We start from the raw sequence: 20,382 nt of genomic DNA on the forward strand, positions 1-20,382 counted from the left end.
CTGAATCTCGGTGAGGCGTGGCAATCAGGCGCGGGGTTGAAAGGCGATGGTCACCTGTTGCGGGGCGGTGCCATCCAGCGCTGCGGCGCTCGACCCGGTGCCCGTCAGCCCGGGCAGCGCCACGGTGCAGGCTTCCTGCCAGCGGTGCACATCGCAGCGCGCGCTGGCGACGGTATCGCTCGCCGCGCCGGCAAGGCGATAGCGCGCCACAAGCTGGCCCTGGCGTACCTTGGCGGTCTGTACGCCATGGCGGATCATCGCCACCACGGCCAGGTGATCGCCGTGCTGCACGACGCGCGGCGTGGCAACGACCACGCCGGCCGGCGGCGGCGCCAGGCTGACCACCGGCAGGACGGTCGCTGTCTGCGCCGCCACCGGCAGCGCGCCCGCGCCGAGCAGCAGGGCGGCCAGCGGGAGAAGGGCGGGGTGGGGGCAGCGGGGCAAAGCGTTCATGGCGGGTTCCACGGGGACAGGGGTAATCAGACCATTTCTTCCAAGCCGGACCGGCAGCGGGAGTCAAATTCGCTAACCACGTTGCAAACGCGCTGCACCGTTGCGGGACAGCGCGGCGGGTAATCGTTAGGTTGGATGCTCGTCGGTGTCTTCGTCTGCCCAGATTACGTGGGAATCGATTTCCAGCTTGATCAGGCTGCGGATTGCGGCGCTGCGCGCGGCCACTTCCAGGCGCGCCGCCTCGTGCGCCTGGCGGCGGGCGAGCAGGGCGTCGGCCAGGTCGATCGCACCCAGTTGCTGCCCGCGCGCGGTGCGCGTGGCGGCCTGCGCGGTGGAACGGGCCGATGCCGCGATGCCTTCCCACGCGCTGCGCCGGCCGCGCGCATTGGCGAGGTCACCATCGGCCATGGCTTCCACTTCGCGGCGCACATTGGCAAGGTCGAGCAGGCCGGCACTGGCCTGGGCGCCGGCTTCCTCGGCCAGGGCCTTGCGATAGCCACCACCCAGCGGGATCTGCAGCACCAGGCCGCCGCCGCGTTCCATCCCGCCGCGTTCGCTGAAGGCGCGAAAGCCCACGCTGGGGTCGGCAGTGCGATCGCGCTCTGCCCGTCGCGCCAAGGTGCCCAGCCGCGCCGCCTCGCGATCGGCCGCGCCGATTTCGTGGCTGCGGGCGATGACCAGGTCGCGCAGCGTGGCAAGGTCGTTGGCCGGCGTGGGCACCTCGCCCAGCGCGGGTGGCTGATCGGGCAGGGGCAAGTCGGGGAAGTTGGCAGCCAGCAGCGCGCGCGCCTCGTTCATGTCGGCCGCGCTCATCGCGGCGGTGCCCTGTGCCTGGTCGCGCGCGGCGCGGGCCTGGTCCACATCGAGCGCGGCGGCATCGCGCAACTGCTGGCGGCGCGCAACCGCAGCCAGCGCTTCATCGAGGACGGCGACATTGGCGAGATCGACGCGGTGCAACTCGCCCGCGGTCAGCCAGTCGAACCATAGCTGCGAGAGCAGCAGCGCGGCCTGGTGGCGGCTGTCTTCCATGCGGTTGTGCGCCACGTCCACGCCCAGCACCCCGGCTTCGCGATCGAGCGCGGCCTTGCCGGGCAGGCGGATGGGGCGCAGCACCTGGGTATCGAATTCGGCATAGTGGCGCTCGTTGGTCACGTCGCGCGCCTGGATCGTGCCGGTCACCAGCACTTCGTGGGTGCCCTTGGCCAGCGCGCTGGCCGCCGCGCGCGCGGCAGAAACGCGCCGCCCGGCGGCCGAAACCGTGGGATGGTTGTCCAGCGCGGCCACCACCACCGCTTCGGGCGGCAGGTTGGGCGGCGGCACTTCGGGCAGCGGTGCGGCCCAGGCCGCAGTCGGCAGCACGACCGCTGGCAGCAGGGCGGCGGTGAGGAGAAGGCAAGCCAAGAGGCGCATCAGGCAATCCTGCCGTGGGAATGGAGGGGGACTGCATGCCAGCGCACCGGGGCGCGGCAGCGGGCAGCGCGCGCGGCGTCGACCACGGTGGCGCAGCGGTCTTGCGCCACGATCAGCGTCAGCGCGGCGCGGCGCAGCAGGCCTTCGACCTGCTCGCCCGTGCCGGCGTCGGCATAGTCGTGGCCCAGCACCATTTCGTCGGTGCGGTGCACCGGGGCGGCGGCCGCGTCGCGCAGCACCAGCGCCAGGCCTTCGGCATCGCCGCGCGCGCAGTGGAAGGTGAGCAGCAGATCAGCCATGGTGCGCCTCCGTCGGGAGGTCAGTCTGGTTGTCACGCTCGGCCGCGCTTTCGCCGAAGCGGGCAAACAGGATCGGCAGCAGCACGAGCGTGAGCAGAGTGGAGGTGACCAGCCCGCCGATCACCACGATCGCCAATGGCCGCTGGATTTCCGAGCCGGGCCCGCTGGAAAACAGCAGCGGCACCAGCCCGAACGCGGTGATGCTGGCGGTCATCAGCACGGGGCGCAGGCGCCGTTCCGCGCCCTGGCGCACGACTTCTGCCATGGGCAGGCCCTCTTCCCGCAGCTGGCGGAAATACGCGACCAGCACCAGCCCGTTGAGCACGGCAATGCCCAGCAGGGCGATGAACCCGACCGAGGCCGGCACCGAGAGATATTCCCCCGAGAGCCACAGCGACACGATCCCGCCGACCATGGCAAAGGGAATGTTCGCCAGGATCAGCCCCGAAGCGCGCAGCGAGCGCAGCGTGGCCAGCAGCACGCCAAAGATCAGCAGCAGCGCCATGGGAATGACCAGCATCAGCCGCGCGGCGGCGCGCTGCTGGTTTTCGAACTGGCCGCCCCATTGGATGCGATAGCCGGCCGGCAGCGGCACGGCTCTCGCCACTTGCGCCTTGGCATCCTCGACATAGCCGACCAGGTCGCGCCCCGACACGAATGCCTGGACCAGGGCAAAGCGCGAGGCGTTTTCATGGTCGAGCTTGACCGGCCCGGCCGTGCGCGAGACGTGTGCCATATCGGCGACGCGCGCCACGCTGCCCGATGGGGTGACCATCTGCATATCGGCAAAGCGGGTGGGATCGCTGCGCAAGCTGTCATCGCCACGGATCACGATCGGCACGCGCCGCTGCCCTTCGGCGACGATGCCGGCGGGCATCCCTTCCACCCCGGCACGCAGGGTATCTTCGAGTTGATCGACCGGCATGCCCAGCCGCCCGGCCGCGACGCGATCGATGTTCAATTGCAGGTAATCGACATTGTCGTTGGCCACGGTCAGCACTTCGGTGGCGCCGCGCACACCCTTGAGCGTTGCCTGGATGCGCGTGGCCAGGTCTGCCAGCACGCGGGTGTCTGGCCCGAAGATTTTTACCGCCAGATCGCCGCGCGCGCCGGTGAGCATTTCGGACACGCGCATCTCGATCGGCTGGGTGAAGGTGGTCTGCACGCCGGGCAGGCCCTCGGTCGCCTTGCGCTGTTCCTCGACCACGAAATCCTTGTTGCCGCGCCATTCCGACTGCGGCTTAAGCACCACGAAGCTGTCGGTTTCATTCAGGCCCATGGGATCGAGGCCGATCTCGTCAGAGCCGGTGCGGGCGATCACGTCGGCCACTTCGGGCACGGTCTTGAGCGCGCGTTCCACCGCCATGTCGATCTGCGTCGATTGCGCCAGGTTGATCGTGGGCAGCTTGGTCAGCTGCACGATGACCGAGCCTTCATCCATCGTCGGCATGAAGGTCTTGCCCACTGCGCCATAGGCCAGCACCGCCACGGCGAGGCCACCGGCCGACAGGGCATAGACCACACCCTTGCGCGCAAAGGCACCATCGAGCAGGCGGCGATAGCGTGGGGCCAGCCAGCGCATGATCCACGGCTCGCCATGGTGGCCCTGGCCCAGGCCGAACGATGCCAGCACCGGCACGAGGGTGAGCGCCAGCAGCAGCGAGCCGACCAGCGCGAACACGATGGTCAGCGCCACCGGGGCAAACAGCTTGCCTTCCAGTCCCTGGAGCGAGAGCAGCGGGAGGAACACCAGGGCAATGATGACGATCCCGGCCGAGACCGGCACGATCACGTCGGCCGTGGCGCGGAACACCTGGTTGAGCCGGGGCAGGCTGTCATTCTTGGCCTGGCCGAGCCGTTCGACTACGTTTTCCACCACCACCACCGCGCCATCGACCAGCATGCCGATGGCGATGGCCAGGCCGCCCAGGCTCATCAGGTTGGCCGACAGCCCGAACAGATGCATGAGCAGGAACGTGATCAGCGCAGCCATCGGCAGCGTGGTCGCCACGATCGCCGCCGCGCGCCAATCGCCCAGAAACAGCACCAGCAACACGATCACCAGGATCGTCGCCTCGACCAGCGCCTCTTCCACAGTGAACACCGCGCGGCTGACCAGGTCGGAGCGATCGTAGAATGTGTGGATGGTAGTGCCGGCGGGCAGGGCGTGTTGCAGTTCGGCCAGGCGGGTCTTCACCCCCGAAACCACCTTTTGCGCGTCGGCCCCGCGCAGGGCGATCACCAGGCCTTCGACCGTCTCGGCCTTGCCCCCGCGCGATACCGCGCCATAGCGGGTAAGGCTGCCGGTACCGACTTGCGCCACATCGCCCAGGCGCAGCACGCGCCCCTGCGGATTGGCGATGACCAGCGCGGCCAGGTCAGCCTCGGTCTGGATCGCGCCGACGGTGCGCACGATCAACGCTTCCTCGCCGGTGACCAGGCGGCCGGCGCCATCGTTGCGGTTGCCGCTTTCGATCGCCGCCTTGATCTGCGCGATCGAGAGGTGCGCGGCGGCCAGCGCGGTGGGATCGGGGCGCACCTCGAACGTGCGGACAAAGCCGCCCAGCGCATTGACATCGGCCACGCCGGGCACGGTGCGCAGCGCGGGGCGGATCGTCCAGTCGAGCAGCTCGCGCTTTTGCTGAAGCGACAGGGGGCCATCGATGGTGAACATCAGCACGTCGGACAGTGGCGTGGAAATCGGCGCCATGCCGCCGCTGACCGAACCGGGCAGATCGGCCATCACGCCTGAAAGCCGCTCGGCCACCTGGTTGCGCGCCCAATAGATGTCGGTCCCGTCGACGAAATCGATGGTCACGTCGGCAATCGCGTATTTGGCGGTAGAGCGCAGCACAGCCTGGCCGGGAATACCCAGCATTTCGGTTTCGATCGGCGTGATCACCCGGCTTTCGACTTCCTCGGGCGTCATCCCCGGCGCCTTGAGGATGATCTTGACCTGGGTTTGCGCGATATTGGGATAGGCATCGACCGGCAGGCCGATGAAGGCCCAGGTGCCCAGGAGCGCCACGGCCAGCGCCAGCCCGAGCACGAGCAGGCGATACGAGAGCGAGAGCGCGACTAGCTTGCGCAGCATGGGGCGGGCCTGCTCAGTTCGCTTCGGCCAGCGCCTTCAAGGCGCTGGTGCCATGAACGACGACGGCCTCGCCGGCGCGCACGCCATCCTTGAGGATGACCTGGCCATCGGCCGCGCCCACGCGGTGCACGGTGCGGCGCTGATAGCCACGCGGCGTGGCGACAAAGACCACCTCGTCCACGCCGATCGTGGTCACTGCGCCTTCGGGCACGGCAACCGCCCCGCCGCTGGCCGCACCCCACACGGTGATCGAGCCGACCCGACCGGCCACGATGCCGGGATCGGCGGGCAATTGTGCCTTGAGCGTAGCGGAACGGGTGGCGGGATCGATCGCGTTGCCCACCGCCGTGACCATGCCGGTCACGCTGCCGCTGCCGCCGGCCACTGGCAGGCGCACGGTCTGGCCCACGCGCACCTGGCCGATCAGCCGTTCGGGCAATTGGGCGGTTGCTTCATAGCGGCCGGCTGCGTCGATCACGAACGGCGCCGTGGTGCCATCGACCGGCATGCCGGCCTGGATATCGGCCTTGGTCACGCGGCCGGCGATGGGTGCGGTCAGGGTATAGGTGCCACTGCTGCCGCGCGCGCCGACCAGCGCCAGGATGCGCGCCTTTTCGCTGACGTCGGCGCCGGCTTCGGCCGCCACGGCGCGGGCTTCATCGGCGTGGGCCCCGGCGATAATGCCTTCGCGGTTCAATTGCGCCAGGCGCGCCGCGCTCGATTGCGCCACCCCGGCGCGGGCATGGGCGCGGGCGAGATCGGCTGACAGCGTCATGACGTCGCGGCTGGCGACCACCGCCAGGGCCTGGCCCCGCGTCACCGCGTCGCCTTCGACCACCAGGGTGCGCAGCACGGTGCCGGGCAGGGTGGCAGCCACGGCCACGCGGGCATTGGCCGGCGGGGCGATCATCGCGGGAAGATCAGCCAGCGGTGCCTGATCGGCCGCGCGGGCCGGCGCGGTGGCAATGCCGAGCGCCGCCGCCTTGGCCGGATCGACCACGAGCAGGCCATTGGCCGCCGGCGCGCTGGCCGGCGTTTGCGCGGTTTGCGACGTGGCCGGGGCAGGCGCCCGCTTAATCCACCAGGCGCCTGCCGCCGCCACAGCCAAGGCGGCCGCGCCGCCCAGAATCGCCCGTTGTCTTGCCCTGTTCTGCATGGGGCCCAGGTATCGTCCCGGCCTGACGAAAACCTGACGGGGTAGCGTTTTGGTGGTGTTTTCTCAGGCTTCGTCAGGCAAATGCGCGGGAAAGCGCAGGATCAGTGTGCGCGCTTCCGGCGCGGTGGCCAATTCTCCGCCATGGCCGGCCATGATCCGCTCGACGATGCTCAGGCCCAGGCCGGCGCCATCGCGGCTGGCATGATCGGCGCGGGCATGGCGCCGCGCCAGCCGGGCCAGCGCTTCGGGAGCAAGCCCGGGGCCTTCGTCTGCCACGCGCAGGCAGCGGCCCGGCCCGGCCGCAACCCGCACCAGGCCGCCTGGCGGGGTAACACGCACGGCGTTTTCGATCAGGTTGCGCAGCGCGGCGGCCACGGCCTCGCGGTGGCCTTGCACGGTAGTCGCGGCCATCTCGGCCGGCTCGTCCAGCGCGATCTCGCGCCCCTGGGTGATGATCTGCGGGGCGAGCGCGGCCACCACGTCTTCGGCCACGCCGGCCAGGATAAAGCTTTGCGGGGGTTGCGGGGTGGCGGCCTCTGCCTCGATCTGGGCCAGCAGCAGCAGCTGTTCGACCAGGCGCCGCATCGCCCCGATCTCGCGCCGCAGGTGGGCGCGGTCCAGGGGCTCGGGGCTGTCGAGCTGCATCGCCATGATCGCCAGCGGGGTGCGCAGTTCATGGGCAACATCGGCGGCAAAGGCTTCGTGCTGGGCAGCAGCATCGTCCAGCCGGGCGAGCAACGCGTTGATCGAGGTGACGAAAGGCGCCACTTCCACGGGCAGCTCGGCATGCGGCAGGCGCAGCCCGCGCCGCGCCGGGGCATGGGCGATGCTTTGTGCGGTACGGTCCAGCGGCCTGAGCGCGCGGTTGATCACCCAACTGGTCGCCAGCAAGGTTGGCACGATCACCACCAGGATCGGCAGCAGTACATGATCGCGCATCTCGCGCCAGGCGGCTCTGGTGTTGGCGCCGGTCAGATCCTGCGGCGTGATGTCGTATTCCCAGAACAGCGCAAAGATCAGCGTGGCCACGGCAAACACGCAGATCACGGCAAGGCCCGCCGACAGGCGCAGGCGGATCGAGCCGCGCCCCTGGCCCAGCGCGGCGATCATCCCTGCTCATCCTGCAACAGATAGCCCAGCCCGCGAATGGTGTGGAGCATGCTGCCCAGGCCCTTGTCATCCAGCCGCCGGCGCAGGCGCGAGGCGGCGGCATCGACCGCGTTGGGCGAAACCGCATCGTCGAAGTTATAGAGCGCGTTCTCGATCTGGCTGCGCCGCACCACGCTGCCCGCGCCGCGCATCAGCAGTTCGAGTAGGTCCGCCTCGCGCCGGGCGAGGTCGAGCCGCTGGCCAGCGGCGCTGGCAACGCGGCTGGCGGTGTCAAAGCGCAGCGGCCCCACCTCGATCACCGGATTGGCGCGCGGGCCAGGGCGGCGCAGCAGGGCGCGCAGCCGCGCGGCGATCTCGGCGGTTTCGGCCGGCTTGACCAGGTAATCGTCGGCCCCGGCGTCCAGCCCGCCGATGCGATCATCCAGCCCGCTGCGCGCGGTCAGCACCAAGACCGGCAGCGCCAGCCCCTCGGCCCGGCGGCGTTCCAGCCAGGCGCGGCCATCGCCATCGGGCAGGCCCAGATCGAGCAGCAGCGCATCGAACTGCGCGCAGGCCAATGCGGCATCGGCGTCATCCAGACTGGTGGCACGATCGCAGACGATGCCGGCGCGCGACAGCCCTTCGCCCATCAGCCCCGCCAGCCGCACGTTGTCTTCCACGATCAGCACCCGCATGGCTGGCGTGTTTAGCCATTAGGCGCCGCCAATGCCATGGTCCTGCAACAATTCCCTGCTGGAGCGGGCCGGCAGGGCACATTCCACTCTGCGATTAATCGCGTGGTGCGTATGACCAATTCTTGACGATTCGCCTGCGCAACCTCTAGCGGGCGCGAAGACTTGCTATGCAACCGGAGTGCGTCCCGTTCGCCAAATCGCTGCCTTGCCCTATCGCACTATCGGTGATGGCCTTTCTGCGCCCATCGAAGTGCTCCTCGTCACCTCGCGCGGGACGGGCCGCTGGGTCATTCCCAAAGGCAATTTCGGCAAGAACGAAGCCGCCCATGCCGCCGCCGCCCGCGAGGCGGAGGAGGAGGCCGGCGTGATCGGGGCGATCTGCCCCGCCGCGCTCGGCCGGTTCGAATACCGCAAGACCCTGCGTTCCGGCGCGTCGGTGATGGTCCAGGTCCAGGTTTTCCCCCTGGCCGTGACCGAGGAACTGCCGCACTGGGCCGAAGGGGAACAACGTACCCGCCAATGGTTTTCGCTTGCTGCTGCCGCCGACGCGGTGGACGAGCCAGACCTGCAGGCATTGATTCGCAGCTTCCGGGCCACGGAATTCCGGGCTCTTGCCACCACCGCACCGCTTGTCCGCCGCTTGGGCAGCGTGAAAGAAAGACTGGGCATGTTTCACTGGTTCCAGAACCTGTTGCCGCGCCAGGGCAACTTCTTCGAACTGTTCGAGGCGCACGGCCAAACCCTGATCGCCGGCAGCAATGCCTTGGCGCGCCTGCTTCAGGGCGGGCCGGGCATGGCCGATCACGTGCGCGAGATTGCCGAGCGCGAGCACGATGCCGATGCCATCACCCGCGAAGTGCTGGTGACCGTGCGCCGCACGTTCCTGACGCCGTTCGATCGCGGGGCGATCACCTCGCTGATCAGCGCGATGGACGATTCGATCGACCAGATGCACCAGACGTCGAACGCAATCTCGCTCTATGAAGTGACGGCGTTCGAGCAGGAAATGGCCGACATGGCCGCGATCATCGTGGAATGCGCGCGCGTCATTGCCGAGGCGCTGCCGCTGCTGCGCTCGATCCACGCCAATGCCGCCCGCCTGCACGAGCTGACCGAGCGACTGGTGCGCCTGGAAGGCAAGGCCGACGAGATCCACGACGCCGGCCTGTCCAAGGCGTTCAAGGCCCATGGCCAGACCGCGCCGATGCAGTTCTTCGTCGCCCGCGAAATCTACAGCCATCTTGAACGCGTGGTCGACCGCTTCGAGGATGTCGCCAACGAGATCGACGGCCTGGTCATCGACCACGCCTAAGGAGCCGGGTTCATGAACCATGTGGCCGTGGCGCTGCCCCTGATCATCGCACTGGTGATCATGGCCTTGGCGTTCGATTTCATCAACGGACTGCACGACGCGGCAAATTCGATTGCCACGGTGGTGTCCACGCGGCTGCTCACCCCGGTCCAGGCCGTGCTGTTTGCCGCGTTCTTCAACTTTGCCGCCTATTTCACCTTTGGCCTGAAAGTGGCCGAAACGGTGGGCAAGGGCATCATCGACAAGGACGTGATCACCCCGCAGGTGATCTTTGGCGCTCTGGTCGGCGCGATGACCTGGAACGTGATCACCTGGTGGCGCGGCATCCCCTCGTCGTCCAGCCACGCGCTGATCGGCGGGTTGCTGGGCGCGGGCACGATGCATGCCGGCACCAGCGCGATCGTGTGGAAAGGGGTGACCTCCACCACCTCGGCGATCGTGCTCTCGCCAGTGGTCGGCCTGGTCGTCTCGATGCTGCTGATGCTTTTGTCCTCGTGGCTCTTTGCCAAGGCCTCAGCGCGCACGGCCGAAGGCTCGTTCAAGAAGCTGCACCTGATCTCGGCAGCGGCCTATTCGATCGGCCACGGTGCCAACGACGCGCAAAAGACGATGGGGATCATCGCCGTGCTGCTCTATTCGCAGGGCATGCTGGGCGGCACGTTCCACGTACCCGGGTGGGTGGTGATCTCTTGCTACATCGCCATGGGCCTGGGCACGCTGTCGGGTGGGTGGAAGATCATCGAAACGATGGGCAGCCGCATCACCAAGCTGTCGCACCACCAGGGCTTCTGCGCCTCGGCCGGCGGCTCGATCATGCTCTTCGCAGCCAGCGCCTTTGGCATTCCGGTCTCGACCACGCACACCATCACCGGCTGCGTCGTCGGCGTCGGCGCCGCCCGCCGTGCCTCGGCCGTGCGCTGGAGCGTGGCGCAGCGCGTGGTCGTTGCCTGGCTTGTGACCATTCCCGCCTCGGCCCTGGTCGGCGCGATCTTCTACGAGATTGCCAAGCTGCTGTGATGATTGCCGGGGACCTGCAGCGCGCTGCGCGCGTTGCCTGCCTATGACCTATTTCGAGCATCCGTTGGCGGCCCTGGCCATCCAGCTGCTGATTCGCAGACTCGGCGGGGGCTGGTGGCTGGGGGCCGCCATCGGTTCCTCTTATTTCCTGGGCCGCGAAATCGCCCAGGCCGAATACCGCTGGATCGAGACATTCGGCCACGGCCTGCGCGCCAACATGCCCTGGTGGGGCCCGCTCGACCTGCGCGTATGGCCGAAACTGGATCAGTGGATCGACTGGATCGGCCCGCTTGTGACAACGTGCGCGGTGGCGCTGTTTGCACAGAAGCGGGAGCCAATGCGCTAAATGGTGCACCCGGTTGGTTCGATCCTGTTTTGAGAAACCACGCCAACACGTTATGCGGCAACCTTAGCGAGACAGGTGGCGGCAACCAATCTGTCCTGTCGCATGGATAAAGGTTCAGACTTGCGCGTGCGCCCACTTAGCGAATTGGTTCGTCTCCCCGAAGTCACGCTCTGCGCGGTTACCTCGGTCAACGTAGTCGCCACCGTGCGCGCAATGCAGGCGTGCCTTGTGCAGATCGATTTTGCCGATTGCGTCCTGTTCACCGATGCCGACATTGCCCCCGAATGCCCCATGATTCGCGTGGAGCGGATCGCCCCGTTACGATCCTCTGCCGCCTATTCCCACTTCGTGCTCCAATGTCTGCCCGATTACGTGAGCACCAGCCATGCCCTTGTCGTGCAATGGGACGGGCATGTACTCGATGGCGCACGGTGGAATCCGGATTTTCTGCAATATGACTATATCGGCGCCAGTTGGCCGCAATTCGACGACGGGCATGACGTTGGCAACGGTGGATTTTCGCTGCGTAGCCGGCGCCTGATGGCGTTGTGCCGCGATCCGGCCTTTCGCTCCGTCCACCCTGAGGACATCGCCATTGGCCGCGTCAATCGCGCCTGGCTGGAAAACCAGGGCATGCAGTTTGCCCCCCGCCACATCGCTGATTGCTTCGCGGCCGAGCGTTCCGGTGATCCCTTGGCAACATTCGGCTATCACGGGGTTTTCAATATGCCCCGCGCTCTGGGGCTAGAGGATTTCTGGACGCGCTATCGGCAATTGGATGAAAGAGGCACGATCCGCCCCGATTTCTGGCCCTTGTTGCGGGCGGTTGCCGGTGGGCGTCGCGGCGCGCTGCGTGTGCTGCGCATGATCGCGGATCGCGTGCTGGACAAATGCCGTGGCTGACGGACCGCCTTCACGCGCCGCCAAGCGGAAATCGCTTTCAGGGCCGGCCGGGCGCCGGATCGCGCTGCGGTGGCTGCGGCTGCTTGTGTATCTCGACGCGTTCCGGGCCGCCCCGGTCCGCTTCCTCACAGCGGCAAAATGGCGGCTTTTGGGGAAGCGCGTCAGGGCGCGCGGGCAATTCGCGCCGTTGCTCAGCTTGTCTCCGCGATCTTATCGCCTGTGGATGATGCAGCAGGGCGCCCCGCCGGTGGCATCCGTCGCCGTTGGCGCCCACCCGCCGATCATCGCGCTTGTCCAAGGCCCGGGCAACGATTATCCCGGCGGTCTTGCCAGAACGCTCGATTGCTTGGCAAGCCAGTCGATCGACGCCCTGATCATCGATAGACCGTTTGACGAAGTGCTGTCTGACAAGGGATTGCCCATTCCCTGGGACGCCCACCTCTGGTTCCTGCCGCTCTGGCCTGGAGACGTTCTGGCAGCCGACGGGGCAGTGCAGTATCGGCGCGCCATCGCCAAGACCCGATCCCGCATCGTCTATGCCGACGATGATCTGGTCACCGCGCAAGGGCAGCGGCATGATCCGCATTTCAAGCCCGATTGGAATGCGCCGCTTTTTGGCAATTTCGACTATTTGACCGGCGCTTGCCTGGTTCGGGCGAGCGCGCAGGATGTTCAGGCTGTGGCCCGGCATGCGGACTGGGCTGCTCGTCTGGTGGCGCATGTGGTGGCCGAATCTGCCGTTGCGCCTGCCCATCTACCGGCGGTTATCCACCATCGCGTCAGCCGGCCCCGGCCGCGATTGCCACTTGCGCTGCCCGCCGTGGCCCGCTGCCTGCCCCCAGTATCTGTGATCGTCCCCACCCGCAATCGCGTCGATCTGCTCAGAATCTGTCTCGATGGCCTCGCGGCGACCCGTTACCGCGACCTCGAAGTGATCGTCGTCGACAATGACAGTGACGATCCAGCGACGCTTTCCTATCTGCGCCAGCTGGACCCACGACGCCATCGTATCATCCACCACGCTGGCCCATTCAATTATTCGGCTATCAACAACCGGGCGGTCGAACAGGCCGGTGGGGATCTGATTTGCCTGCTCAACAACGATATCGAGATAGTCGATCCCGATTGGCTGGCAATCATGGCGACATCGGCTTTGCGGGCGGACATTGGCGCGGTGGGCGCCCGCCTGCTTTACCCCGATGGCAGAATCCAGCACGCCGGAGTGGTCATCGGTGTGGGCAATGCTGCCGGACATGCCCACCGCTTCGTCCGCCCTGGCGAGGCAGGCTATTTTCACCGTCATGATCTGCCGCAATTCGTCAGTGCGGTGACGGCAGCATGTCTTGTCGTCGCGCGGCAGCGTTTCCTTGCTGTCGGGGGATTGGATGAAGACAGCTTCCCGGTGGCGTTCAACGATGTCGATCTGTGCCTGCGTCTCAATGCCCAGGGTTGGCAATCGTTTTACGAACCACGCGCCACGCTCGTGCACCATGAATCGGTGTCCCGAGGGCATGACCGCGATCCCGCCGGTGCGACCCGCTTAGCCGGAGAACTGGCGGCCCTGCAGCAGACTTGGGGGACTGCACGGCTGGTTGATCCCTACCATCATCCCCAATTGAGCCGGGCGAGCGAAACGTTCGTCGTGGCGGTGTAAAGGTGGGCCCGATCTTGGTCCCGATCATCTTGACCCAGACAATGCGATCGTATCGCCCCATCGCATCGCATTGCCGTGAACCAAGGAACCTTCCCCTTTGACCAATCCGCTTCCCGGCATTCCGCTGATCGAATCGCCGCTGTTCCCCAGCCTGCAGGCGTCGCTGAACCTGACTGCGGACGAAGCGCGCATCGCCCAGTCGCTGGCGACAAACGGCTTTGCGGTGATTGACTTTCCCGATGCAGAACTCGATTCCCGGATCGCGCGGATCAAAGCGAACCTTGCGCCGCGCTTCGTCGGGGTGGACCTGAACGATCCCGCCAGCGTCAAGGCCGGCGGCGACCGCCGTATCCAGGATGCCTGGACCTTCGACGAGGATGTCAAGGCCATCGCCTGCAACCAGGTCGTGCTCGATTTGCTCGGCAAACTTTACGGACGTGACGCGTTTCCATTCCAGACGTTGAATTTTCCGGTCGGAACCCAGCAGGAAGCGCATACCGATCTGGTGCACTTTTCCAGCTTGCCCGAACGTTTCATGTGCGGGGTGTGGCTGGCCATGGAAGACATCGGCACCGAAGCAGGCCCGTTGCACTACTGGCCCGGTTCGCACCGCTGGCCGGCGCTCAACAATCTGCTGATCGGTCGCCAAGGCTATGGTTCGAAACTGGACTCCGCCCAGGATCCGTTCGCTGTCGCATGGCGCGCACTGGTGGCGGCCCACCAGGTCGAGCCACAAACCTTTCTGGCCAGAAAGGGGCAGGCGCTAATCTGGACTGCCAATCTTCTTCATGGCGGGGGATGGCAATCCGATCCTCACCGCACGCGGTGGTCTCAGGTCACGCACTACTACTTTGCGGACTGCATATATTATACGCCGGCGTTCTCGGACGAGGCGTTCGGTCGTCTCGACGTGCGCAACCCGGTTTCGATCGTCGATGGCACAGTCCACGCCGGGCGCCATCTGGGCCAGGATCTGCCGCGGCGCAAAAAGGGCGGAGGGCTCGGTCCCCGCCGCGCGCTTGCGCGGCTGTTAGGCCGATGACTGGCTGGCGGCGTGGCAGCTTTTCGCGTGGGCGGTCCAGCCGTGCCAACCGAAAAATCGGGTGTCGTTTCGTCGTATTTACGCGGCCGCCGGCTATACCCCAGCTTGCGCTGGTGTTGCGTATGTCCTAGGCCGTAACTTCGATCCCGGCACCCTCAGGGGACGCCGGCAAAGGCCCTGTCGCGAGGAGAAAGCACGCAGGAATAGCGGCAATATTTCAAGTGCTTTCGACGCCGATAGTGGGCCCTTTGGGGCGAGTTGCCAAGCGGCGCCAATCAAGAGTTTACGACCAAGCAACCGCTGAAATATGGTGCTAGCCGGCCCAGCCGGCGGCTCGATCGTCTGATGCAGGATATATGAACGCTGAAATGACCCACGTTGCAGATGCAGAGCCTGCGCCGAGCAAATTCGATGTACCGCACTGGTTGAAAAAGAACCGCTGGTTTCTGCTGTTTGTAGTCGTCCCCACTGTGCTTGCCGTGATCTATTACGGGCTCGTGGCCGGCGATATCTACGTCTCGGAGTCGCGATTTGTCATCAAGTCTCCCGACGAGAAGCGGCCTGCGCTGTCCTCATTGGCAAACCTTATTCAGACGACCGGGCTTTCGACGGGGCAGGAACAGTCCAACGAAGTTCTGGAATTCGTGCGTTCGCGCGATGCGTTGAACGAGTTACAGAAAAGAATTGATATTCGCCAGAAATACACGACGGGTGGTGATTTTCTTTCGAGATTCCCAAGTTTTGTTTCGGGAAAATCTTTCGAAAATCTTTACAAGTATTATGGCAAGATGGTGGATGCCAATCTGGATGCGCAAACCGGCACCGCCGTGGTAAAAGTCAAGGCCTTCACGCCGGACGACGCCTACCAGATCAATCGCATCCTGTTGTCGCTCAGTGAAGACATGGTCAACCGGCTCAATGCTCGTGCACAAGGCCGGGGTATTGCCGAGGCCGAGCAGCAACTGGCGCAGGCCAGCCAGCGTGCCCGCGAAGCGACTGTTAACCTGACCCGCTATCGCAACCAAAGCGCCCTAATCGACCCGGTCAAACAGGCCGGCGGCGTTGTCGAAATTGCCAACCAGTTGACTGCCCAGCGAGCTGCACTGCAAGCGCAATTGTCGATGATGGAGCAGCAGACACCACGCAATCCGGCGATCCCGGCGCTGCGCAATCGCATCGCTGCGCTATCGGCCCAAGCTGCCCAGCAGAACAGCCAGGTTGCGGGCGGTGCTGGCGCGATGGCGTCCAAGCTGGGCAATTACGAGGATTTGCTAGTCGAGCAGAAGTTTGCCAACGACAGCCTGACGGTGGCGAACGCAGCACTGGTCCAGGCCCGCGCCGATGCGCAACGGCAGAAATTCTATCTGGAACGTGTCGTCGAACCCAACCGACCAGACGAGGCTTTGCTGCCCTCGCGCCTGCTCAGCATCCTGTCGGTGGCGGCGTGCGCGCTGTGCCTCTATTTCATCGGGTGGATGCTGGTGGTCGGCATCCTTGAGCACGCCCCGGAAGATTGACCGATGGCTGCACCAATTACCTGGGCGCGTTGGCGGCGAGGTTTGCGCATTCAGAAGCGGGTTATCCATGCGCTGATGATCCGCGAACTTACCACGCGATACGGCCGCGAAAACATCGGCTTTCTGTGGATCATGGTCGAGCCCCTACTGTTTGCCGGTCTTGTTGCGCTGATCTGGCGATTCATGAAGGGCTCCGAGGAGCATGGCATCAGCGTGGTGGCATTCGTAGTATCGGGCTATATTCCGATCACGTTGTTTCGCCATGCCGTGTCCCGCTGCGTGATGCTGTTCCAGGCCAATGGTAGCCTGATGTATCATCGCCAGATCAAGATACTTGATTTTATTCTGGTGCGTTTCCTGATCGAAATGATCGGCGCGATGATGGCATATGTATTCATTGGCTCGATATTGATCGCTTTCGATCTTTTTCCGGTACCTGCCAATATGGGCTATTTGGTATTCGGCTGGTTTCTGTATTCGCTTTTCACACTATCGCTATGCTTGATCATTGCGCCACTTTCCGAAACATCGGAAGTACTGGAAAAGTTCATACCGGTGACAACCTATGTGATGATCCCTTTTTCGGGTCTGTTCACGATGTCATCCTGGCTATCTCCGCAATTGCGCGGATACCTGATGTGGTCTCCCTTCGTCAACGCCATGGAAATGATGCGCTACGGGCTGTGGGGCGAGCGTGTTGAGCCATACTACAATGTCGCCAACCCGCTGTATTGTTCAATGATCGCTGCCGCTATCGGTCTACTCCTATGCCGGCGCATCCGCAAAACGATTAATGTCGAATGATTACATGCACCAACCTTTGCAAAAACTACAAGCACGGCGGCGGAACCAAGCGCGTGCTGAACAACGTCAATTTCACCGTGGAGCGAGGCGATCGTCTTGCGCTGTTGGGGCGTAACGGTGCGGGCAAGACAACGCTGATCAAGTTGATTGGTGGGGTAGAAATGCCGACATCGGGAAAGGTCCATCGCACGATGACGGTATCGTGGCCACTGGGTTTTGCCGGCGGATTTCAGGGAAGTTTGACCGGCTATGACAATGCGCGATTCATCGCCCGGATATATGGCCGCGACTACAAGGAAATGCGCGACTTCATTGAGGATTTCACGGAGCTGGGTCGGCAGCTGCGGATGCCGGTCAAAACCTATTCATCGGGTATGCGCGCCCGGTTGGCGTTCGGGCTGTCGCTCGCCATCGAATTCGATTGCTATCTGATCGATGAAATCATCCTGGTCGGCGATCAGAACTTTCAGCGCAAATGCCATCACGAACTGTTCGAAAAGCGCAGTGACCGCACCATGATATTGGCTTCGCACAGCAACGATGCCGTCAGGCAGTACTGCAACAAGGCGTTGCTCCTGTCCAACGGCCATGCCGAGCTTCAAACCGATGTGGAGCAGGCGCTGGCGGTTTATAGCCAGTTCTGACTGGGGCGGCCGGCCTGGCGTGCGACGCGTGGCAACCGCTGCCCCATCGCCGCTTGGGCAATGGGGCGCGATCGTTCAGCAAAGCACCTGCGAATAGATCTTGCCGTAATTTTCGACGAGTGGGCCCATATCGTAATTCCGGCCCAAGTGCTGCGCCTGTTCTGCAAGCCGGGCGCGAAGGCTGTCGTCAAGGATGGCTTCCATCGCTGCGGCAAAGGAATCGATGAACGTGGCTGTGTCGCGCACCGCCTTCACGATAATGCCGCCGCATGCGCCATGTGCGTCTTTGAGCATATTTTCGATTTCACCGACATCACTGGCCACGACAGGCGTTCCCACCTGCAGGGCTTGTATGATGCACAGCGGATAGGATTCACCCGCGAAACGTGTGGGCACGACGGCGACATCGCTGAGGCGGTAAAGGCCGTGAATACGCGCTTGATAACCCAGGAAACTGATATCCGGGTCTTTACCATAACGCTTGCGATGGCGGTCGGGTTCATCGCCCTCGCCAACAAGGCACAAGTGCATCGCGCTGTGTGGATTGCGTTTGCGAACCGCGACAAACGCTTCGATGGCCGCGCGCCAGCCCTTGCGTTTGATGCCCCGGGCTACCAGCGTAAAGACGATGGCATCCTCCGCGATGCCCAGATCGGCGCGCGTTTTGGGAAATGGCAGTGGGTCGATGGGCATCGCGTTGGCCATTTTCGTGAACCGCTCAGGCGCAATGTCCTGGCCTTGCAGCGGCAGCAGATTCTTGTCGGCGGTATAGACGAAGTGGTCGATCGCCGAAGTGATGCGCGTCATGCTCTCGAATGGAATGTCGGAAGCCTCGTAAGACCCGTGGAGCGTGACGACATAGGGCAAGGCGGGGTCGAGATTCCACATGTGGTAGAAGTGCATTTCTGCCCCTACCGTGTGGGAATGTATCAGGGACACACCCAATTCCCGCATCGCCCGACCACAACCGTATTCGGTTATCCACGCGGCATCGTACACCGATACTGCGGGATTGAGCGCCCGGCGCATATGCTCGTTCACCTCTTCGGAGTTGAACACCAGAATGGAAACGATCCATCCAGCCTCCACCAGGCTGTTGGCCAGCTGTATCGGGAAATTTTCACCGCCACCCGGGATAAAGCCCAGCATCGCCAAAAGAATATGCGACTTTTGCCGACGGGTTGAAAGCATCTTGTCGAGATTGCAATGGAGATCGAGCACCCCGTGCGTAGCCTCGACATCGAAGTATTTATATTGCTTTGCAATATTTTCATAAAATTTGATAGTCGTTGCGTCGGGAATGGTCCAAGTCTTGCGCATCTCGATCATGACTCGCTCCAGTTCGTTGTAGAACCTGGTTCCGGTGAATGAGCTGGATGATGTGTTCGAGCCATGTCGGCGGAAATACGATACGGCATCGGGATGCCAGGCGATCTGCCCGCCGCCGGCAATCTGCAGATAGAGATACCAATCGCCTACGACCTTGAAGCTGGCTGCCTCGTCCCATACGCGCTGGGCAATGGGGGCGCGGCGGAACAGGCATCCACCAACATTGGCAATCACATTGCTGACGCCGAACCCGTGTGCAAACCAGTCTGCGGCAGGCCGAACGAGCTGCTCTGCCCAGATGCCCGCTTCGGCATCTTCTCGATAGGTGTCGAGCCAAAGATTGGCTGTACCCTCAATGTCGGTTTCCAGAATGCGGCCAAACGCCATTTGTACGCTGTCATCCGCGAAAAACGGCACCAGTTTCTCTACGAAATCGGGTTCGCAGAAATCATCGCTTTCGCAAATCCAGACAATTTCACCGTCAACATTATCGAGGCCTTTGTTCCATTGCTTGAACACGCCGCCAGAGTTGTTGACATTGTATATTTTACGAATGCGATTGCCATATTTCTCAGAAAAACGATCAATCACCTCGCGGCTATTATCGGATGAGCAGTCATCTAGAACCAATATATCAATATTCTGGTAAGTTTGCGCCAAAATGGAATTTAGTCGCTGTTCCAAAAACCGACCATGGTTGTAATTCGGAACAATTGCCGATACTTTGGGACAGAAGCGCTTTTTGGCAACTTTTTGCCGAAATGGAATTGTCGCTCGCAACTCGTGCTTGCCATAGAGAGACCAGTGCACAAACGGATTCATGCCTGAATCAGCAATGTCGGTATACAGCGCCAGATAGAACCGTGTCGAAAAATCAGCGCTCGGGTCACGGCCTTCCAGCCAGCCTTGAGTCATGTAGTGGAAAAAGGGATCCGCGCCGGAGATGCGAACGTCGGGATATGTCTGCAAATAGAAATCGGCCGAGAAATCCTGCTTCAATTGCCTGATATCGGCTTCGGATAACCCGCGATACGCGTCTTCTTCCGAAAGGATCGTAACGGTTTGGCCAGCCGGGCTGATGTGTCCGGTTGCGTTCGGGGCTGCCGCGTTGCGGATGACTTCCGGTTCGTGCGCGGGCGCAAAAGTGCTGATGGGCGCTGCCAGGGGCGCGCGAGGCGCGGAGGCTCGCGCATCTGCGGCTGCGATATCGCCAAACAGATGGTGAAAGAACGGGTGGTTTCCCGGCCGCAGGACATCGGGATGGGCGAGAATATAGCCGATGGTATCGAAACGGGCATTGGGATCGCGCCCCTGGCGCCAACCGTGATGAAGATAGTGTTCGAGCAAATCTTCGTTGCTCAAGGCCAGATCCGGATTGCTGGCCTTGTAGAAAACTTCGTCGAATTCGGCTTTAGCTTTGGTCTTTTGCTCGGCTGTCAATGCATGCGTGCAATCGTTTTCTGTAAGCATATGGGAAGGGGGGCCTTGGCTGGGGAGGACTAACGCTTCGCGTCCTACACACTGTGAAAGTTACACAATTTGGAAGATTTTCAATCCGGGGGCTGTTCACGCTCCAACGCATTTACCGCATAGTTCGTCTCAAATCGACAGAATGTCG

Annotated in this window: 17 protein-coding genes; 9 read left to right on the forward strand and 8 right to left on the reverse strand. The window is 63.7% G+C overall.

What is annotated here, in order from left to right; translation table 11 throughout:
* Positions 1–24 precede the first annotated feature (24 nt).
* From FHW97_RS01315 to FHW97_RS01345, 7 genes are all read right to left on the reverse strand, one after another.
* Complete coding sequence (locus FHW97_RS01315; protein WP_169041763.1) at positions 25–453, reverse strand: hypothetical protein; 429 nt, start codon at positions 451–453, stop codon at positions 25–27.
* 126 nt (positions 454–579) lie between these two features.
* Positions 580–1,863: a TolC family protein gene (locus FHW97_RS01320; protein WP_171797784.1), complete on the reverse strand. Its 1,284-nt coding sequence runs from the start codon at positions 1,861–1,863 to the stop codon at positions 580–582.
* On the reverse strand, positions 1,863–2,162 hold the full coding sequence (locus FHW97_RS01325) for a DUF3240 family protein (protein WP_171797785.1): 300 nt from the start codon (positions 2,160–2,162) through the stop codon (positions 1,863–1,865). The genes FHW97_RS01320 and FHW97_RS01325 overlap by 1 nt, the downstream gene beginning before the upstream one ends.
* Entirely contained in the window at positions 2,155–5,256 is a 3,102-nt protein-coding gene (locus FHW97_RS01330) for an efflux RND transporter permease subunit (RefSeq protein ID WP_171797786.1), read from the reverse strand. Before FHW97_RS01330 ends, FHW97_RS01325 begins: the two co-directional genes overlap by 8 nt.
* A 13-nt stretch (positions 5,257–5,269) precedes the next feature.
* Positions 5,270–6,412: an efflux RND transporter periplasmic adaptor subunit gene (locus FHW97_RS01335; protein ID WP_171797787.1), complete on the reverse strand. Its 1,143-nt coding sequence runs from the start codon at positions 6,410–6,412 to the stop codon at positions 5,270–5,272.
* Positions 6,413–6,475: 63 nt separating this feature from the next.
* Positions 6,476–7,522 carry an ATP-binding protein gene (locus tag FHW97_RS01340; RefSeq protein WP_171797788.1) on the reverse strand — a complete coding sequence of 349 codons (1,047 nt, stop codon included), beginning with the start codon at positions 7,520–7,522 and terminating at the stop codon, positions 6,476–6,478.
* On the reverse strand, positions 7,519–8,196 hold the full coding sequence (locus FHW97_RS01345) for a response regulator transcription factor (RefSeq protein ID WP_171797789.1): 678 nt from the start codon (positions 8,194–8,196) through the stop codon (positions 7,519–7,521). The genes FHW97_RS01340 and FHW97_RS01345 overlap by 4 nt, the downstream gene beginning before the upstream one ends.
* A gap of 178 nt (positions 8,197–8,374) precedes the next feature.
* Here FHW97_RS01345 and FHW97_RS01350 point away from each other — a divergent pair, with 178 nt between their 5' ends.
* The 9 genes from FHW97_RS01350 to FHW97_RS01390 all read left to right on the forward strand — a co-directional run bounded on the left by FHW97_RS01350 (position 8,375) and on the right by FHW97_RS01390 (position 17,435).
* Positions 8,375–9,508, forward strand: coding sequence for a DUF47 family protein (locus tag FHW97_RS01350; RefSeq protein WP_370526612.1), 1,134 nt, complete (start codon positions 8,375–8,377; stop codon positions 9,506–9,508).
* Between the two features lie 12 nt (positions 9,509–9,520).
* Positions 9,521–10,525: an inorganic phosphate transporter gene (locus FHW97_RS01355; protein WP_171797790.1), complete on the forward strand. Its 1,005-nt coding sequence runs from the start codon at positions 9,521–9,523 to the stop codon at positions 10,523–10,525.
* A 43-nt stretch (positions 10,526–10,568) separates the two neighbouring features.
* Positions 10,569–10,871: a hypothetical protein gene (locus FHW97_RS01360; protein ID WP_171797791.1), complete on the forward strand. Its 303-nt coding sequence runs from the start codon at positions 10,569–10,571 to the stop codon at positions 10,869–10,871.
* A 102-nt stretch (positions 10,872–10,973) separates the two neighbouring features.
* Positions 10,974–11,774, forward strand: a complete 801-nt coding sequence (locus FHW97_RS01365) for a DUF5672 family protein (protein ID WP_171797792.1) — start codon at positions 10,974–10,976, stop codon at positions 11,772–11,774.
* A complete protein-coding gene (locus FHW97_RS01370) occupies positions 11,767–13,428 on the forward strand; it encodes a glycosyltransferase family 2 protein (RefSeq protein WP_370525293.1) in 1,662 nt (553 codons plus the stop codon). The genes FHW97_RS01365 and FHW97_RS01370 overlap by 8 nt, the downstream gene beginning before the upstream one ends.
* A 97-nt stretch (positions 13,429–13,525) precedes the next feature.
* On the forward strand, positions 13,526–14,470 hold the full coding sequence (locus tag FHW97_RS01375; protein ID WP_171797793.1) for a phytanoyl-CoA dioxygenase family protein: 945 nt from the start codon (positions 13,526–13,528) through the stop codon (positions 14,468–14,470).
* A gap of 356 nt (positions 14,471–14,826) precedes the next feature.
* On the forward strand, positions 14,827–15,987 hold the full coding sequence (locus tag FHW97_RS01380) for a capsule biosynthesis protein (RefSeq protein ID WP_171797794.1): 1,161 nt from the start codon (positions 14,827–14,829) through the stop codon (positions 15,985–15,987).
* 3 nt (positions 15,988–15,990) lie between these two features.
* On the forward strand, positions 15,991–16,791 hold the full coding sequence (locus FHW97_RS01385) for an ABC transporter permease (RefSeq protein WP_169041772.1): 801 nt from the start codon (positions 15,991–15,993) through the stop codon (positions 16,789–16,791).
* On the forward strand, positions 16,788–17,435 hold the full coding sequence (locus FHW97_RS01390; protein ID WP_169041773.1) for an ABC transporter ATP-binding protein: 648 nt from the start codon (positions 16,788–16,790) through the stop codon (positions 17,433–17,435). The genes FHW97_RS01385 and FHW97_RS01390 overlap by 4 nt, the downstream gene beginning before the upstream one ends.
* A 75-nt stretch (positions 17,436–17,510) precedes the next feature.
* Here the strand turns inward: FHW97_RS01390 and FHW97_RS01395 are convergent, their stop codons facing one another.
* The gene (locus FHW97_RS01395; protein ID WP_171797795.1) at positions 17,511–20,234 is read right to left on the reverse strand and encodes a glycosyltransferase; all 2,724 of its coding nucleotides are present in this window, start codon (positions 20,232–20,234) and stop codon (positions 17,511–17,513) included.
* Positions 20,235–20,382: the final 148 nt, after the last annotated feature.

The organism is Novosphingobium sp. SG754 (assembly GCF_013149315.1).
Classification (GTDB): domain Bacteria; phylum Pseudomonadota; class Alphaproteobacteria; order Sphingomonadales; family Sphingomonadaceae; genus Novosphingobium; species Novosphingobium capsulatum.

Coding starts and splice junctions, on each gene's coding strand:
- FHW97_RS01365 (WP_171797792.1), top strand. CDS start 10,974: ATGGATAAAGGTTCAGACTTGCGCGTGCGCCCACTTAGCGAATTGGTT.
- FHW97_RS01390 (WP_169041773.1), top strand. CDS start 16,788: ATGATTACATGCACCAACCTTTGCAAAAACTACAAGCACGGCGGCGGA.
- FHW97_RS01315 (WP_169041763.1), bottom strand. CDS start 453: ATGAACGCTTTGCCCCGCTGCCCCCACCCCGCCCTTCTCCCGCTGGCC.
- FHW97_RS01335 (WP_171797787.1), bottom strand. CDS start 6,412: ATGCAGAACAGGGCAAGACAACGGGCGATTCTGGGCGGCGCGGCCGCC.
- FHW97_RS01355 (WP_171797790.1), top strand. CDS start 9,521: ATGAACCATGTGGCCGTGGCGCTGCCCCTGATCATCGCACTGGTGATC.
- FHW97_RS01360 (WP_171797791.1), top strand. CDS start 10,569: ATGACCTATTTCGAGCATCCGTTGGCGGCCCTGGCCATCCAGCTGCTG.
- FHW97_RS01345 (WP_171797789.1), bottom strand. CDS start 8,196: ATGCGGGTGCTGATCGTGGAAGACAACGTGCGGCTGGCGGGGCTGATG.
- FHW97_RS01325 (WP_171797785.1), bottom strand. CDS start 2,162: ATGGCTGATCTGCTGCTCACCTTCCACTGCGCGCGCGGCGATGCCGAA.
- FHW97_RS01395 (WP_171797795.1), bottom strand. CDS start 20,234: ATGCTTACAGAAAACGATTGCACGCATGCATTGACAGCCGAGCAAAAG.
- FHW97_RS01320 (WP_171797784.1), bottom strand. CDS start 1,863: ATGCGCCTCTTGGCTTGCCTTCTCCTCACCGCCGCCCTGCTGCCAGCG.
- FHW97_RS01340 (WP_171797788.1), bottom strand. CDS start 7,522: ATGATCGCCGCGCTGGGCCAGGGGCGCGGCTCGATCCGCCTGCGCCTG.
- FHW97_RS01380 (WP_171797794.1), top strand. CDS start 14,827: ATGAACGCTGAAATGACCCACGTTGCAGATGCAGAGCCTGCGCCGAGC.
- FHW97_RS01330 (WP_171797786.1), bottom strand. CDS start 5,256: ATGCTGCGCAAGCTAGTCGCGCTCTCGCTCTCGTATCGCCTGCTCGTG.
- FHW97_RS01385 (WP_169041772.1), top strand. CDS start 15,991: ATGGCTGCACCAATTACCTGGGCGCGTTGGCGGCGAGGTTTGCGCATT.